Below are 16,479 nucleotides of genomic sequence, written 5' to 3' on the forward strand. Positions count from 1 at the left end.
TCCTTACTAGGGTTTGATTCTCATAAAACTTTACTCAGCAAAATATTTTATGCAACTAAATTTTTTATTTGATTAAGTTGCGGACCTTCCCTTATGGTTGAGGCATGTAAGCTAGAGGAGGATTTTGTGGCTGGTTTAAGGGAGCGCCAAAAGGACGACCGTCAGGCCAGAATTGCGCGTGCCGCAAAGGCCATGTTTCTCGAACATGGATTCGAAAAGGCCACTATTGAGGGCATCGCTCAGGCGTCGGGCGTGTCCGGCGTGACGGTCCACAATTATTACGGAACGAAGTCCGGCATTCTGTTGGCCTTGGTCGCAGAGAATGACCGCGGATTGATTGCGAAGTTGGAGAATAAACTTACATCCTGTCCGCTAGATGTGACCGAGGTCACAATTGCGTTCGCAAAAACAATCATGGAACACGCGCTTCAAAACCTTCAAAAAGTGATTTGGCGTCAGGTGATCGCAACGGTTACTGCGAACTCAGACAGTTCAATAAGCAAACCTTACTTTAATCTGGACCGACAACTTGCCCAAGTGCTCGTCCTTAAAATGTCGCGCATGCAAGACGCGGGTGCTTTACCAGAATCAATTGCGCCAGACAATCTAGGCAGAGCGCTGTTCCACCTCCAAAACGCGCGCTTCATTGAATTCGTGTGCTCGGAACAGCTGCAAATTGACGACGTTTTGCAGCGCATCCGAAACGACCTTGGGGCCTTATTTGCCGTTCAGGCTGTTACTTCAACGTAGCCGCCACAAGCAAATCTTCAGAAAGGAAATCAATGTTTCTTCATCCTATTTCATGGCCGAATGGCAAAAAATGCGCAGCATCTGTCACATTTGACATCGATGCGGACTCACTTGTTCGCGTTGGCAAACCGAAAGACGCTGAACTGCGGCTTCAACCAATTTCGATGGGTCGGTATGGTCCAACAGTTGCAGTTCCCCGCATTCTGGACACATACCGTCGCCTTGAGTTGACGCAGACGTTTTTCATGCCCGGATGGGTGATGGAGCAGTATCCCGAAACCGTTGAGGCCATCCTCAAAGATGGTCATGAGATTGGCCATCATTCTTGGGCCCACGAAGACCCTTTGGAACACTCAGACGAAATCGAAGCTGAGCTTTTTGGCCGAGCCCTAGACACCCATGTCAAGATGACAGGCCGCAAACCACGCGGATACCGTGCGCCCGTCTACAGCATAACACCCGCCATCGTTAACCGGTTAATCGAACATGGTTTCCTGTATGATAGTTCCATGATGGCGGACGACCTGCCCTACGAGGTTGTCACCAACAGAGGCTCGATCATCGAAATCCCGCCACACTGGGGCACTGACGATTGGCCACCGTTCGCGCATATGGGCGAGCTTGACTATATCATGCCAGTGCGTGGACCTTCGGACGGAATAAAAGCTTTCATCGAAGAATTTGATGCGATGTATGAAGCTGGCGGTTTCTACATGCCCGTGCTTCACCCATTCCTGACAGGACGACTAGCCCGTTGGCGGGAAATGGAACATCATCTTGAGCGGATTGTTGAACAAGGCGATGTTTGGCTCACATCAATGCAAGAAATTGCTGAACATTCAAAAGCGCAAGCTTCCAACTTACGGCAAGAAACCTTAGATATTGGCTAGGCTCCTTAATAGATAAGCGAGCCCGCTCGTAGCGTTAGTTTTGCCAAGTGGACCCGGCAGAACTTCCGCCGCGTCTACTTCAATTGTCATTCGTCTCTATCGCAATAGCAGACCTTCGCTGCATAGCAGAAAATCGGAAGTAGTGGCTCTAAGCAGACTTGCGGCAGCGCAGCACCAAGCGCAGTTTGGAGTTGCCTGAATGTCGGCTTTCACCCACGCGGGATAGATGGTTTGCGCTTGCAGCGAATGGCTGGTTTCCGCCCTTCATGTCGAAATGTGCATGGTGCAGCATTCGGGAATACTTCCCCGTTCATCACTGACACAAACGGCCCTTAGCCGACCTTGGTGCTTCCTGCAGCGAATGGCGGCAAGGAGCCCAGTGTGTGAATTCGAATTTCACGCTGCGTGCGCTCGCAGCGAGAAAATTGCTGCACCTGCTAAGATTCTGGTGTCGCACTGCGGCGTGAAAACCAGTCATTCATGCCCACCGCAGCGTGAGCGAAAGGCTGAAGGATCAAGTTGCGGACGAAGTTAGCTTTCGCTGCGTGCGCGCCAATGGCTGGTGTTGTTCAACCGCTTAAAAAAGGCCATTATCTTTGGCACTGTCCAATGGGCTAAAATAGATAGGGGCAGACCCTTCGGTTGGATTTCACTGATTGGATACATCGATGAAGAACTTTACGTACAAGACAGTTACTTGTGACTATGCTTCAGACTGGAGAAATCTAAGGCTTGAAGGAGCACGGGATTTTCCATTGGGATTTTTAGTAACGCTGGACGAGACGGCTGCAGCGGACATAGCCCGTTGCAGTGATATCTTGAGAGGAGGCCACATCCGAGGTGTCTATGATGTTGAAAAGCTAGTTGGGTTTTGCGGATATCGCCCTCAACAGCTCGAACGGACCAAGCATCGAAGCGAGATTGGTCCGTTCTTTGTGACGCGAAGATACCACGGTAGTCCCGCAGCTACAGTGATGATGACTGGGGTGATCGGGGAAGCCAAAGAAAATGGTTTGGAACAACTCGAACTCTTCGTCGATACTGAAAACTCAAGAGCAATAGCATTTTACGAGCGATTTGGTTTTGAACGAATTGCGACCCATATAGATGGTGTGCGGATCGAAGGACGGTCCAGGGACGACTTTTTCTATACGCTTCGGATGTGACGTCGAAGTAGCATAGCCGTCATTCATAGATTTTGCAGCATCGGTGAGTCGGGCTCGAAGCCGCCTAATGCTAGTGCAGCACCGTGATCTGTTGAGTGCCCCTTGAACCCGCCGTTCGTCAAAATTGGAAATCTGTTGCTTTCCAGCCTGTTGTCGGCTTTCGCTGGCATTGGCGTTTTGGGTGCAGTCGTTGCAATTTGTAGGCGTAACGTCGGCAAGGAGCCCAATCTGACCAATGCTGCGCGTTGCACGAGTGTCCGCTATCATGAGAGCGACCAAAAGCCTTCAACAACTACTTGGGTTTTGAACGGGTTTTTTGGCGGCGTCAAACGGGACGGTTTGAGCATGTGCCAAAAAGGAGCGTTTTTAGCATACTTCTGGATGGTGATTAGCTTTGGTACGTCTTGTTACGCAAACGGGCCGCCCGAATAGGCGACCCGCAGCAGGGAGAATGTAAATCTAAGATTTAGTTGAAATCGACTTCCTGTGTATCGACCACTTGGCCGTTCACTTTGAGAAACACGATTGCGTCTGTTTCTTGACGGGGGATGTTGACGTCAACATCAAGGTTTGCACCAGCTTTGACCATTTCTGACCCGATCAATGCACCGACTACGCCTTTGTGGAAGCTGTAAACTTCTACAACACCATCACCAGTTGCTGTGACTGTTCCAAGTTCAACTTGGCCGCCACGGTCCTGCTCCATCACGAAGTTGGAAATGTTGTCGATGCTTGCAGATGCGATGGAAGCGGAAGCTGCGATTGCGGCGAATGCGAGAGTGGCTGTCTTAAACATGGTATGTTCCTTTTCTGCCCGTTTGGGCTGGTAGGTTGTGCCCCTATTCGTCTGGGGCGTTTGAATGTCTGCAGCGGGTTGCTGCGTTTCGATGAGTTGCATTTGGGTCGAAAAACGTCGTTTGAAAGCCCCACTTACGGTCACAAAAAAAATGATGGCCTGCGACGAATTTAAGTTCTTGAAAAAACATCAGGCTAATCAATTTGGTACTTCTGTGCGATTGTGAACATAAGTTTAATTCCGGTGGTGCAGTATGGCACAAACGAATATTCCCAAGCCTCACAGCCACAGTGTGAACACAAAAATGTGAGCCGGTAATATTCGAGTCCTAAAGCCAAAGGATGATAATTTTGTCAAAAAATCAGAGGGTTCTGTCACAAACCAGATGTGGCCGTTTTAGAAATTACACCAAACGGGCCGCCCGAATAGGCGACCCGCAGCAGGGAGAATGTAAATCTAAGATTTAGTTGAAATCGATTTCCTGTGTGTCGACCACTTGGCCGTTCACTTTGAGAAGCACGATTGCGTCTGTTTCTTGACGGGGGATGTTGACGTCAACATCGAGGTTTGCACCCGCTTTGACCATTTCTGACCCGACCAATGCACCCACTACGCCTTTGTGGAAGCTGTAAACTTCTACAACGCCATCGCCAGTTGCTGTGACTGTTCCAAGTTCAACTTGGCCGCCACGGTCCTGCTTCATCACGAAGTTGGAGATGTTGTCGATGCTTGCAGATGCGATGGAAGCGGAAGCTGCGATTGTGGCGAAGGCGAGAGTTACTGTCTTAAACATGGTATATTCCTTTTCTGCCCGCTTGGGCTGGTAGGTTGTGCCCCTGTTCGTCTGAGGCGTTTGTGTGTCTGCAGCGGGTTGCTGCGTTTCGATGAGTTGCATTAACCAGTTAGCTTTCAGCCCGTTGCACTACGACAGTAATAGTCCCCATGTTTGAAGAGTCGTGGGTCACAAGGTGTCCGGGTTGCAGAAACCGGAGTGATGCGCGCTCTTCGTCCAGAAAGTTTTCGAGCACTGCGTCATACGGAGCCTGCCCCGTCAGAAACGTGCCTTTTACTATGTAAAGCATAGCACCTCTGACGATTTGCTTCATGTTAGGCGGCATAAAGATGACGCCTTCGGCGGTGCCCGACATCAGAACTTGATCGCGTGCGATCATGCCGTTCTCTACAAGCTGAAATTGTTTGTCGTCGTACAGAAATCGGGTGGACTCCGTATCGGCCAGAGCTTTTTCTACCAGCGATCGGAAAGACAAGATCATTTCGCCTGCACGGGCGTCTTGGCGTATCTCGTCATTGACCTGCGTGACAAGACGCTCGTTTTTTACAAAGCTCTCCCAGTCAAGTGGAACCACGAACAGCCCGCCCGAGGGGAAGCGCTCCGGTCCGCTTTTGGCATCGCTGAAACCTGTGCCGGAATCGAAATTGTCGGGATCAATCAGCCGCGTCAGCACACTCCTGTTGCTGAAATCTCCGCACAAGAAAAAACCTTTTTGCGCAGCATCAAAATCCTCGATATGCTCAATGTCGCGATCAAATCTTGTGCAGATCTCGACCTCGTAATCGAGCAGTTCGTCTGCATCCGTTGAAACCGTTGTTACAGGTGGCGTGGCGACCCCGAATTTCGGAAAGTTGAAGACAGACTCCGAGCCTGTCTCCTCCTGATGCTCAGGGAAATTGGTGCCACTTGCCACGTGTCGTGCGGCCGTACCGGCGGCAGGCAAGAGATCACCAAAACTGCGCTGTACTACCGGGAACTGGTCACTGGCATCGGCCTGCGCAACATCGACAAGTGTTTCGATTCCAACGTCCGTCAGAACATCGAAGAAGTCAGTCTTGGTGGTTAGCCCTGCGGCAGTCAGATCAACTGCCGAAATCTGGTCCCCTTGCAGTTCGGTGACCAGCAATACATGGGGGGGGCCGTCTGGCGTGCGCCGTTCAAGCGCAAGGGTCAAACCCTCTCGCGGTGAAAGGATGCCCGTGGAAAGCGGCTGTGCTTCCCCGTCAAACGGGTTTGTACGTTCAGGGTCTTCGGGCTGCATCAACCAGATGCCGGCAGCAAGCACAACGGCAGCGGTTGTGGCCAGTTTCAAGTGTTTCATATCTATACCTATTGTTGTTTTGTTACGGGAACGTCCGGCTTAGAGCCGGAACAGAACGCCGGTGGAAATACTGACCTGCGTGTCCTCAAAGCTGACGCTGCTATCCTTGGCGTCCCCAGCCAGAGTCGATAGATCAAGGCTCGTGAACAGTATCGTGCGTTCAGTCAGCGCGTAGCTACCGGTTAATGTGACACCAGCCTGGGCCAAGCCTGCCCCCGGATCAAAAGCTGCAAGACCGGATGCCAAAGCCTGATCCCCGGTAATGCCAAAAAAGGCATCCATCCAAGCATCGTCGGCTAATGCCAGATAAGGCGTTGCAGATACCTGTACCCGATTACTGTTACCGAATTGACTGCGATAGGTGCCATAAAGCTTGGCGCGTGTGCCTTCTGGGCCATCGTCAGACAGACCACGTTGCACTTCAAATCCATAGGTGAGGCGACCAACATCATACTCCATGAACAACGTTGCAAGCGCGCCAGCTTTTACATCTGGCAGACCGTTCAGGCGGGCATCATCTTTTGAAATACGTTCTTCAAAATCATATCCAATCCCCAGCCCATAGCTTAGCTCTCCGTTTTGCAGAGTGGTGGAGTTTTGCAGACCAATGCCGCGTTGGTTCAAAAAGCCGTAACGCCCGATTTCGAGATCGATAAGTGGGATGAAGCCCACTTCACTTTCGTCCGAGCCGAGAAAGGTGGAGCCATAAGACAGGCCGCCGCCAACCATACCGGATATCAGCTGGTCTTCTGCAAGTGCTGGTGCGCTTGTGGCTGCCAGGAGCATCAACACGATTGGCCCCGCGAGCATTTGATCAATTTTCATTTTTTAGACCTTTCAATTCAGTTTTTAAGGCGCGCATGCTGACTGGAAAACACTCCATCACGATCAGCGTGGCGTTGACTGGGGAATGCGCGGACAGCTCACGCTAAGAAAGGCAAGTTACTTGAAATCGCTGGAATTTTTCGCGAATGGATTCGCAACCAACGCGAACGGTTGAATCCTACCGTTCGCGAAGCTATGCTGAAAATAAGATATTCTACTACACAGGAGGTGTAGCGCCGCGTATCGTAGAATCACCGAAAAGAACCTGCTCAGGACCAGATTTATAAATGGCGCAACCCGATCTTCAGACTTCCAGACTTTGGGCCTACCTTCGTGAAGAGCCAGAAAGCATGCCACGGCTCCTTCTTTCCTTTTGCGCAGCAGCGCTTTTTTGCAGTGTCATTATTGCTGGATTTCAACCTGCCGCAACGGCGGAGCTGCCTTTTATCCTGGCGGTCGCACACTGGGTTCTGCATATCGTGTTCGCCATGCTCATCGTGACGGGCATAGCTTCGGCAGCCGTGCTGTTAGGGATGCGGCTGATCTGGGCCGTGGTTCTGGCCATACTTTTTATGCCTGTCGCGCTAACCCCTCTATCGCTAGCGATAGAGGCTGGTATGGCCTACATTTTAGGCTCTCAAGACCAGGAACCTGACAGTTTTCTGGAAGAGTTGGAGCGCCTTGCGGTGCCCGCGATCGGGTTGTCATCACTTTTGGCCTTGTTTGCGTTCAAGGCGGCTGCCTATGTCGCCAATCAGCGCGCAAGCATTTTGGCGCGTTTCGCCGTCGAGCCAGAACTGCGCAGCGTATTTCCGGATATTCCACACAATCTAGGCGATGACCTCCTGAGCGTCAGCGCCAATGACCACTATGTCCATGTCCGGACAGCCCATGGAACAGTGATGCTGAGCAGGAATTTCTCCGATTGCCTAGAGAAGTTGAAACCCTTTAGCGGGCTGCAGGTACACCGTTCACATTGGGTCCGTAGCAAACACGTTGACCAAATCAAAGCAAAAGGCAGCAGCTATCTTTGCATCCTAAGCGACGGAAATTCTATCCCGGTAAGTCGTCGACGGCATGCAGAGCTCAGATTAATTTTGCGCGGATAACGCGAAGAGACCGAGCGCTTCCTGGTACAGCTGCGGACCACAGGTCATTATATGTATCAAACCACAACCTTGATGCCGCTGTTTTATGTCACGTACTCCGACGATACGTCACGGACCTATACCGACAGCTCGGGCAATGTGATCCCAGGCACGAAAGCGTCAAAAAGGACCGTTTGTTGAACGGTCCGCCAAAGCAGACCTTGACGCACTTGCAGCGAAGGTCGGTTGTGTCCGCGACTCGATTATTGGTGCCACGCGCAGCGAAAGGGTAGTTTGGGATCGCACAATTTTTCGCATCTGAATGGCCGCATCGGTGAAGTCTGCTGCACTGCCAAAAGATTGCTGCTGCATGTGCGAAGGAATGCTGCGCTAGCAATAACCGCACCTGCAAAAGGCGGGTTTGTCCCGCGTAGCAGACCTCCATGCATACCGCAGCGAAAGTCGGCTTCCCGCCTATTCTGTTGAAAAACTCCGATTTTGGCTGAAATTCGAAAATAATTCTCCACACAGCGCAACTATGATACTTCGGCGAGGGGTTCGGCAAAAAAGAGGGCTCAAAGCGCTGTTGCGTCTCTTTGGAGCCATTCGGGGCAATCTTCTTGGAGTATTCGCAAGGGCGTGCTTTTGGCGGGAATTTTCGAAATCCTATTTTTCGAGTTTTTCAACAGAATACGCCCTTCAAGTCGAAATGTGCCCACCGCAGAATTCGTCACTGACGGTCCAAACCTGCCATTCATCGTCGATCCTAAACACCGCAGTTCAGCACATCAAACCGGACTTTCGCTACAATTGCGAAGCCTCATACACTTGGTCGCCACCATATAATATCGGTGCCGCAAAGATTGGCTTGCAGTTGGCAGTGATGGCCGGTTGCGCCGGTGAATTTCCGTCAAATCAATTGCGCAAGGACAGATGGCGCGACGCTATGAACATGATCGTCAACGACCAGCCATCGCCTCTTGCTCATCCGGCTATGCCAATAGGTCTATGTCAGTTAGATTGGTCCTTGTTTTGTTACGAATCGAGTTTTGTGAGCTTGCGATTCCAAATAGTAGCAGTGAGGATTGTATGTCGAAGCACATTTTAATTTTTTCAGATGGTACCGGACAAGTCGGCGGGATTCGCCCTGATCAAAGACTATCCAATGTCTACAAGATGTATCGGGCGATGCGCCCAGGTCCAGACTCGCCAATCCGTGTTGACGATCAGGTGGCATTCTACGACGCTGGCCTAGGCGCAGGCGAAACAGGTGGCCTCACTTTCAAGCGTATGCGAAACTTTTTCGCAGCTACGGTCGGCAATGGAATAGATGAGAATATTGTCGATTGTTACGAAGCCATTATAGCGGCCTACGAACCTGGCGATCAAATCTCACTGATAGGCTTTAGCCGCGGAGCTTACACAGTACGTTGTGTGACCAATGTGCTAAATCACTGCGGAATTCCAACGCGAATGCCTGGCAACACCCCTGTTCCAAAACATGGCCCCAAACTTCGCAAAATTGCCTCTGATGCAGTTCGCTATGTTTATAATCATGGGGCAGGTAAAAACCGCAAGGACTATGATGGTGAGCGACTTAGGAAGGCAAAACACTTCCGTGACAAATATTCCTGCAACGACAAGGACGGTAAAGATCAAGGCAACGTACAGCCAAACTTTGTGGGGGTCTTTGATACTGTAGCGGCTCTGGGTTCGCGTAAAATGCAATGGATCGTTTTTGCAGGTTTGGCATTGGCCTTAGGGACTACATTTTGGGCGATTTTTTATGACTGGTCGCTTTGGTGGCAGCTTCCGTTGGTTATGTTAACTCTGGTAATTCTTCACTGGTTCCGAGAGGCTGTCACTTCTCAATTCAAGTACATCAAAAAAGCCGGCACCACAAAACCGCGCTGGTGGAAACCGACTTCATGGGCGTCGATTGAGAATTGGCATTTCGCGTCTTGGAATCTCAAATATTACGACACGTATCTTGATCCTGACGTGCGTTTTGCACGACACGCCATTTCCATAGATGAGGCCCGAAAGAGTTTTCCGCGTGTTGGCTGGGGTAAACGAAAAGACTATACCGCTAATTCTGCTTTGGATCCGGCCTGGATGAAGCAAGTCTGGTTTGCAGGTAATCACTCAGATATTGGCGGCTCATATCCTGAAAGTGAATCTCGCTTGTCAGACATTGCATTGAAATGGATGGTCGATGAAATGCACGAGTGCCTTAAGGATTTAAAAGATCTTACTGATATACAAATCAGAGACGATCTGCTGGTCACATCGCCAGATCCGTTGGGTTTACAGCATGACGAAATTGTAAGAACGCGTGATATTTGGCCAAGCTTTGTACCAGACTTTTTACGTGAGCATATGACTTGGTCTACGAAGCAGCGTGAAAAAAAGGGCGCTGCTCTGCACCCGACGGTAGTAGAGCGCTTGAAAGCAGATAGCGTGAGGCAGATGGGTGACGTGGCACCCTATCGTCCGACGACGCTTGTTGATCATCCTGATTGCGCGGAGTTCTATAAAGACAAAAGCTAAGGCTTCATCGGAATTTCAGCGGTAACACTGCCATCATTTCTGAAATTCTAAATGCGCAGTGGGCTGGTAGCAATGTCGGCCCAAAGCGGTTGTTCAAGATGCTGCAGCGCGGCCCGTCATTGCGGATTTTCGCCGCACCCGCGAAATCTTGTAATGTTTGAATTCACGCTGTGTGAGACAAGTAGCTGATACCTTACACATAGAACGTCATATGGACAATCTGGTGGATCTAAATGGACTTGATCGTGCGGATGACGCAGAGGTTGAAGCAGTAAAATGGCTTGTTGCTGGGCTGTTCGGCGACTTCGACCCAAACGTCGAAATTGAGGGAGTCTACTTCGGAAAGCTTCGGTATCCTCACACAGTCTACCTGTCGGCAACCGATCGCTTTCTTGTAGCCATTTCCCGCCCTTCATGTCGAAATGTGCGCAACGCAGCATTTGTCGGAAACGGCCTAAACTGTCCGCCGTCGCTTCCGGCCCATTGCCGACATTGGCCGATGGTTCGGGATGCCGCAGTGCGGCCCGTCGAAGGGGACATTCGCCGCGAGCACAAAATCTTGAGCTGACCGAACTCGCAGTCTCCGGACGTTGCAGACATCGCTAAGGCAATGGCATATACTTTCTGAGTGGTATTTGAGAATTGAGACTTGTTTATGTTGGAAGTTATAAAAAATATCGACCCAACCGTCCTTGTCGCGCTTGTCGGTGTTCTATCTATTGTTGTCAGTGCCGGAATTGGGGCTTTTGTATCCAGATGGCATACGCAGTCAAAGTTCCAAGACGAACTTCATAAGCTGAGGTTGGAACGACGAAATGAGCAAAGTGACTCCTATCTAGAGAACGCGCGAAAACAGATTGGTACTGTTTATGTTCCTTTGAGCGCCGAGTTGGCGGCCTTAAAGGCGGTTTTTCAGAACTATTTGTATCAGGATAAGACTGCCGAAATGCTCACGGAATTTGAGGTCCAAGTTGAGCAGTTCATTGCTAGATTACAAGAGCTCGAATTGAGAGGCGCTACAGCCTATGTCACGACCGAATTGGAAGACGTGCTAATCAAGTTTGTCGTCTTCTTACGTGCGTCGAAAAGCGCATCTGAGACGGTGGTTGATGTCACCTACGACTTCAGCGCTGAGGTTCTGGGTTTTGGCTTTAGCAGGGCGGGCTCTCAAAAGACAAAGGTCTCCAGCGCGACTTCAAAGGGCTTCTCTGCATCGATTTCAGCAGCAGGCATTAGTGCTGATGTGCGAATTTCGGACATCATTTCAGCACCAATCAACTCAGAAGACTTCCAAGCTCGTTTCGAGAGAGATTCGCATCGGCTGAGTTTGTTGATAAAAGAAGTGACGCTTGGCAGTGCAGCTCGGGTTCGCTGACTTCTCTTGAAGTGGTCATCCGTCAAAGTGGGCTCTCACCTGCCATTCTCCGCCGCGCAGCATCGCCGGGCCAAACGTCGATTGGAGCGGCCCAAACCGGACCTTGACAGGAAGAACGGGATGCTGCGGCGCAGCCCACCATTCCGGACTTTCGCTGAGAAAATTTTACAAGACGAAATACGAGATACTGAAACGGAAGAAGTTCCTCCCTGAACTCTGTATCGATAAAGCGAGTTACCGGTTGAATACCTGCTATCAAATACACACTTAAAAGTTGAGGGTAATTCGAGGTGAGATTTTTTTATGACTGATATGAATGTTGGCATCGGATATGGTTACAACTTAGCGGTAGAAAAATTAGCGGAAGAGTTGGCAGTACCACCGGATCGCTTCGATCAGGCTGAACGGCGATACAAGGATCTCGGCGAATTTCTGCATCGTGACGAGTCAAAAGTCCGCGATTTTGACCCTGATGTTTACATCCAAGGTTCCTTCGCGCTCGGAACACCTATCAAGCCGGCATCGACAGATGAAGATTACGATCTCGACATCGTGGTAGCTTTTAAGGCTCTCTCTAAAAGGCATATGTGCCAAGCCGACCTTCGTCGTCTGTTGAAAGATGAGCTGAAGGCCTATCGAAAAGCCCGAGGTATTCAGAATGCAGTTGGCGAGTCTAGAAGGTGTTGTACCTTGATCTACGCGGATGGTGCGCAATTCCATATGGACGTTTTACCTGCCGTTCCGAATGAGGCAAACATGCGTGCGGTGCTCTCATCGTACCGTGCGGATGAAGCCCTTGCAGACGGTGCGATCGCGATCACCGATAGCGAGGAGATTGCCACATATCACGTCATCACCGACGACTGGCCAGGCAGCAACCCTCGGGGCTTCGCCGCATGGTTCAAGTCAAGGCAGCTTGAGCAGTTGAACGAACGTCGTAGGGCGTTCCTAGATGCACGGGGTAAAGTGACGGCCAGCGTTGAGGATGTCCCTGTGTTCCGGGTCCGAACACCCCTACAGTCTGCCATTATGATTTTGAAAAGGCACCGCGACGAGTGGTTCGCAGAACAAGACGATCCAGATCTAAAGGTGATCAGCATCATCCTGACAACTTTGTCGACCCACGCATACGCAGGCGAAGCTCGCGTGTCTGATGCAATTGCAAAGATACTAAGAGATCTGCACGTCAAGATTGAGGAGCTGCACGGCGTCTACTGGATAGCCAATCCGACGGACCCCTCCGAAAACTTTGCCGATCGCTGGGAGACCCACCCAGAACGAGGAGAGGCATTCTTCGAGTGGCTTGAGGCTGCCCGCAGACACTTCGGAGCAGTTCAAGGGTTCAGTGACGCAAGCATCGTCTTAAATGAACTTTCACAGAGTCTTGGCGATCCTATTGTCGAGGCGGCCCGATTACGCGTCTCGACAAACACAGGATCACGTGCAGCATCTGTCGCACCCGCGGCCGCGGCAGGTGCATCATCGCCTGGCCTCGTGTTTGGTGATGAGCAACGGAGACCTACGGAGCCAAAGGGTTTCGGTTGATGGCCGACACGCCCAAAGAAGGGCGGTTGATACAAGAGTGCGGTGAACTAACCGAGCTGGCTTCGAGCTCGGTTTGGATTCAGGATGCTTATTTCAGTCGGAACAGTAGTGGCCTTCTGACTTGGTCTTTTATGTTGGTGAGCGAGGACAGGCGCATACCTCTACACCTGATTTTTCCGGCCCTCTTCCCGGACTTACCACCCTTCGTGCTTCCGGCAGATGACACCGCTCGGCTTTCCCAGCACCAGTATGGTGAGGGTGGTGAGCTTTGCCTCCAGTATAGGCCTGACAACTGGCATCCGGATTGCAAGAGTACGGATGTGGTTCAAAGTGCCAAGGCGCTTCTGGATGCAACGCCTGCAGATGATTTTCTATCTGAAGTAAAAAGTGACCATCCGTCGGACCTGCCCTCAATGCTTGCGCGATATCCACGTCGGTTCATGTTGACTCCCGAAACCGCCAGTCTTTTGAGGAGACGCTTGGCTGGGCATGTCACTGAGCTCCGTCTGACTCTTGAGCACCGGATTGGATCAACCGAAGCTCAAGTCGCTCGCGTTGCGTCCATTGGCTACGATGCCGGGCTAACAGTCCCATCGGATGGTCCTGGATTCGGTGGCAAAGTGGTCCAAGGTGTGTTGTATCGCCTACGCAGCATTCAAACGCTTCCAGATCTTACCACAGAGGACGTAAGAGAACAGTTGTATATGTTCTTGCCACGCTGGTTAAGAGGCATGATTGCTAAGACCGAAGACATGCTGGTCGTCCTGTCGAACGGCCAACAAGAGGTATTGTTTCGTGTTCAGCATCAGGCCACAGAAAGGAATATGGACCTTTTCCATACTTTCGAACCGCCACACGCGAAAGAACGCAGGGTCCACGGTCAGATGTTTCAAAAATCCAGCGTCTGCATTATCGGCGCTGGTTCTCTTGGTTCGAAGGTCGCTGCAAGCCTAACACGCGAGGGAGTTGGTCACTTCATGTTGCTCGACAATGATGTCCTATGGTCCGACAACTTAGTACGCAACGAACTCGACGAGATGGATGTCGGACATCACAAGGCGACTTCGCTCAAGCACAGGCTACTTCGAATTAAGCCTGGTTTACGAGTATCCGCCCTAAGCATCAGCCTGACTTCACAATCGACAGTCCAGAGCATTGCAAAGCTTGGTGAGATCATTAGCTCCTGTGATCTTGTGATCGATACCACAGCCGACAGCGGGGTGTTTCGCATGGCTGCAGCCATCTGCACACAAAAGAAGAGGCCTATTGTCTGGGCACGCGTTTACGCCGGTGGAATTGGCGGGCTTGTGGCGCGAAGTGTTCCATATGAAGATCCACCTCCGATGGTAGCTGCCTTGCAGCTGCAAGCGTGGTGCGACGCCAAGGGCAAAATGCCCCCAGAGGGTCATGAGCGAGATTACGGGGTGCAAGGTGATGGTCAAGACGAACCTCTGTTCGCCTCCGACGGTGACGTGGGAGCAATTTCTAACCGGCTGGCTCGCCATGCCTTAGACGTGCTTTCACCCTCTGAGATGAGAGTACACCCGGAGCCCGCATATTACATCGGACTGCGGAAAGGCTGGATCTTTGACCACCCGTTTGACACTCACCCTGTTGTCTACAGCTTACATGGCGGATGGGGCGATAGAGGTACCGAGGAAGGAGGCCTCAATGTCGAGAAGGTTCTAAATTCTCTTGGTGTCAAGCATGACTCTTAGTCTCAGGATTCCTCCGTCACATTGGACAGCAATGCGGGCTTGCCTGCAAAGAGGTGGTATTCGAGAGATCGGCGGATGGTTGGCCGCAGAACAGCTCGCGCCGGGGGTTTTCGAGTTAATCGGTTTCACGGTAGACTTCGAGGTCGGAACGCACAATCGCTTTGCCAGCCTGCCAGCTACGCATAGCGAACAGCTCGATAAAATTCTGAACGAGAACGCGGGCCGAAAAGGGCGCATCGATTATCTAGGTGAGTGGCATTCTCATCCAACATTCCCACCGGTCCCGAGCGACATTGACGTGGCTGCAATGACGAAGATGGTCGAAGACAGCGGGCCGTCTTTCGCCACATTGCTCATTGTTCGGATGTTGGGTGCGGCAGTGCTCGAAGCGACGATTACGACTTTCCAACGTGATATGCCATCTGAACATAGTCAATTGATCATCGACCACGACCACCAGTCCGGATTTCTTCTTGGGATGGATTCAACAAACAAAAATGAGGGGCAGAATTGATGTCGAATAGAGGGAAGCAACCGCGCGAAATCACAAAGCTTCTGGTTTGGGCTCGCGCAGCCGGGCGGTGCCAATTCAAGAATTGCCAAAAGGCTCTCGATCACGATCTGATTGCCGGAAAAGCAGAAGTCAATGCTGCATATCTGGCCCACATCGTCGCCTCATCGCCCAACGGTAAGAGGGGACACCCAAAACGGTCTCACGTGCTGTCTGATGACGCATCAAACATTATGCTGATGTGTGATGTCCATCATCGGATTATCGACGGCGAGGAAACTTGGGAGGATTATCGAGAAGAGCTCTTGTTGCAATGGAAGAAAGAGCATGAGGAGTGGGTGGAACTGGCGCTGTCCTCCGGGCCCGACAGTCGTTCCCACATTCTGCAGTTTTCGGCACCGATTGGCCCAAACGAAACGGCCGTTCCCTTTGATGACTGTGTTGACGCTATCATGCCAGAAAGGACCCCAGCCGAACGGAGACCGACGGAGATCAAGGTAAGGGGGATGTATTTTCAGGACAGCGAGGAAACTTACTGGAGCATACAGCCACAAACACTTCGAAATGGTGTTATACAGAACGTCCGGGGTCGGTTCGAGACAGGCGACATTCGCCACCTTTCCATTTTCGGCCTTGCTCCTATACCGCTCCTGATGGAACTTGGTCGCCTTATCTCAGACATCTCGGATGTCGATATATACGAACGTCATCGTGAACCTTCTCAGTGGAGATGGCCCGAAGACGGGCCTGAGGTAAATTTCTTACGCTCCAAAGGTCGGAAAGGTCCAAAACACGTGGCTCTGAAGCTCTCGGTGACATCTCACATAACAGATGAGCGAATAACGGATGCGGTCGGCGATGACGTGTCGATATGGGAAATATCGAGCGATCCACAAACTCAGGGTGTTATCCGGCACAAAAGTGATCTCAGCCGATACAGATCAATCGTTCGAACGACTTTGGATGAGATCAAGAATACCCATGGAATGGACGTCAGGCTTTCCGTTTTTCCTGCTGTACCAGTATCCTGCGCAATCGAGTTTGGCAGGGTATGGCAGCCAAAAGTCCATCCGGTTGTCGAAATATTTGACCAGGTGAGAGACAGAGGTTTTGTTTCCCGCTTGTCGTTTGATGACAAGTCGTAGGCCCAA

At 51.2% G+C, this 16,479-nt stretch carries 15 protein-coding genes; 11 read left to right on the forward strand and 4 right to left on the reverse strand.

From position 1 onward, the window contains the following. Window positions 1–126 precede the first annotated feature (126 nt). From OAN307_RS25175 to OAN307_RS25180, 3 genes are all read left to right on the forward strand, one after another. Window positions 127–750 (forward strand): TetR/AcrR family transcriptional regulator, encoded by a 624-nt coding sequence (locus OAN307_RS25175; RefSeq protein ID WP_187292565.1) that lies wholly within the window; start codon window positions 127–129, stop codon window positions 748–750. Between the two features lie 32 nt (window positions 751–782). Further along, window positions 783–1,640 (forward strand): polysaccharide deacetylase family protein, encoded by an 858-nt coding sequence (locus tag OAN307_RS09275; RefSeq protein ID WP_015499515.1) that lies wholly within the window; start codon window positions 783–785, stop codon window positions 1,638–1,640. 668 nt (window positions 1,641–2,308) lie between these two features. Beyond that, the gene (locus OAN307_RS25180; RefSeq protein WP_015499516.1) at window positions 2,309–2,806 is read left to right on the forward strand and encodes a GNAT family N-acetyltransferase; all 498 of its coding nucleotides are present in this window, start codon (window positions 2,309–2,311) and stop codon (window positions 2,804–2,806) included. Window positions 2,807–3,272: 466 nt separating this feature from the next. Here OAN307_RS25180 and OAN307_RS09290 read toward each other — a convergent pair whose 3' ends face one another. The 4 genes from OAN307_RS09290 to OAN307_RS09305 all read right to left on the reverse strand — a co-directional run bounded on the left by OAN307_RS09290 (window position 3,273) and on the right by OAN307_RS09305 (window position 6,541). Beyond that, entirely contained in the window at window positions 3,273–3,602 is a 330-nt protein-coding gene (locus tag OAN307_RS09290; protein WP_015499518.1) for a hypothetical protein, read from the reverse strand. Window positions 3,603–4,065: 463 nt separating this feature from the next. Next, entirely contained in the window at window positions 4,066–4,395 is a 330-nt protein-coding gene (locus OAN307_RS09295; protein ID WP_015499520.1) for a hypothetical protein, read from the reverse strand. A gap of 109 nt (window positions 4,396–4,504) precedes the next feature. Beyond that, entirely contained in the window at window positions 4,505–5,716 is a 1,212-nt protein-coding gene (locus OAN307_RS09300; RefSeq protein WP_015499521.1) for a fumarylacetoacetate hydrolase family protein, read from the reverse strand. A 39-nt stretch (window positions 5,717–5,755) separates the two neighbouring features. Further along, window positions 5,756–6,541, reverse strand: a complete 786-nt coding sequence (locus OAN307_RS09305; RefSeq protein ID WP_015499522.1) for a MipA/OmpV family protein — start codon at window positions 6,539–6,541, stop codon at window positions 5,756–5,758. Between the two features lie 287 nt (window positions 6,542–6,828). On the opposite strand from OAN307_RS09305, the gene OAN307_RS25185 reads away from it, so the two are divergent. From OAN307_RS25185 to OAN307_RS09350, 8 genes are all read left to right on the forward strand, one after another. Continuing rightward, window positions 6,829–7,650, forward strand: a complete 822-nt coding sequence (locus OAN307_RS25185) for a LytTR family DNA-binding domain-containing protein (RefSeq protein ID WP_015499523.1) — start codon at window positions 6,829–6,831, stop codon at window positions 7,648–7,650. A 987-nt stretch (window positions 7,651–8,637) separates the two neighbouring features. Further along, window positions 8,638–10,179, forward strand: a complete 1,542-nt coding sequence (locus OAN307_RS09320; protein ID WP_245541012.1) for a phospholipase effector Tle1 domain-containing protein — start codon at window positions 8,638–8,640, stop codon at window positions 10,177–10,179. A 211-nt stretch (window positions 10,180–10,390) separates the two neighbouring features. Next, the gene (locus tag OAN307_RS09325; protein ID WP_015499525.1) at window positions 10,391–10,747 is read left to right on the forward strand and encodes a hypothetical protein; all 357 of its coding nucleotides are present in this window, start codon (window positions 10,391–10,393) and stop codon (window positions 10,745–10,747) included. Window positions 10,748–10,834: 87 nt separating this feature from the next. After that, window positions 10,835–11,554, forward strand: a complete 720-nt coding sequence (locus OAN307_RS09330) for a hypothetical protein (protein ID WP_015499526.1) — start codon at window positions 10,835–10,837, stop codon at window positions 11,552–11,554. 303 nt (window positions 11,555–11,857) lie between these two features. Beyond that, the gene (locus tag OAN307_RS09335) at window positions 11,858–13,099 is read left to right on the forward strand and encodes a nucleotidyltransferase domain-containing protein (protein ID WP_015499527.1); all 1,242 of its coding nucleotides are present in this window, start codon (window positions 11,858–11,860) and stop codon (window positions 13,097–13,099) included. Continuing rightward, complete coding sequence (locus OAN307_RS09340) at window positions 13,099–14,817, forward strand: ThiF family adenylyltransferase (protein WP_044043479.1); 1,719 nt, start codon at window positions 13,099–13,101, stop codon at window positions 14,815–14,817. The genes OAN307_RS09335 and OAN307_RS09340 overlap by 1 nt, the downstream gene beginning before the upstream one ends. Continuing rightward, complete coding sequence (locus tag OAN307_RS09345) at window positions 14,807–15,331, forward strand: Mov34/MPN/PAD-1 family protein (RefSeq protein ID WP_015499529.1); 525 nt, start codon at window positions 14,807–14,809, stop codon at window positions 15,329–15,331. The genes OAN307_RS09340 and OAN307_RS09345 overlap by 11 nt, the downstream gene beginning before the upstream one ends. After that, window positions 15,331–16,473 (forward strand): SAVED domain-containing protein, encoded by a 1,143-nt coding sequence (locus tag OAN307_RS09350; RefSeq protein WP_015499530.1) that lies wholly within the window; start codon window positions 15,331–15,333, stop codon window positions 16,471–16,473. Before OAN307_RS09345 ends, OAN307_RS09350 begins: the two co-directional genes overlap by 1 nt. The last annotated feature ends 6 nt before the right edge of the window (window positions 16,474–16,479 follow it).

The sequence above is a fragment of the Octadecabacter antarcticus 307 genome (genome assembly GCF_000155675.2).
Classification (GTDB): domain Bacteria; phylum Pseudomonadota; class Alphaproteobacteria; order Rhodobacterales; family Rhodobacteraceae; genus Octadecabacter; species Octadecabacter antarcticus.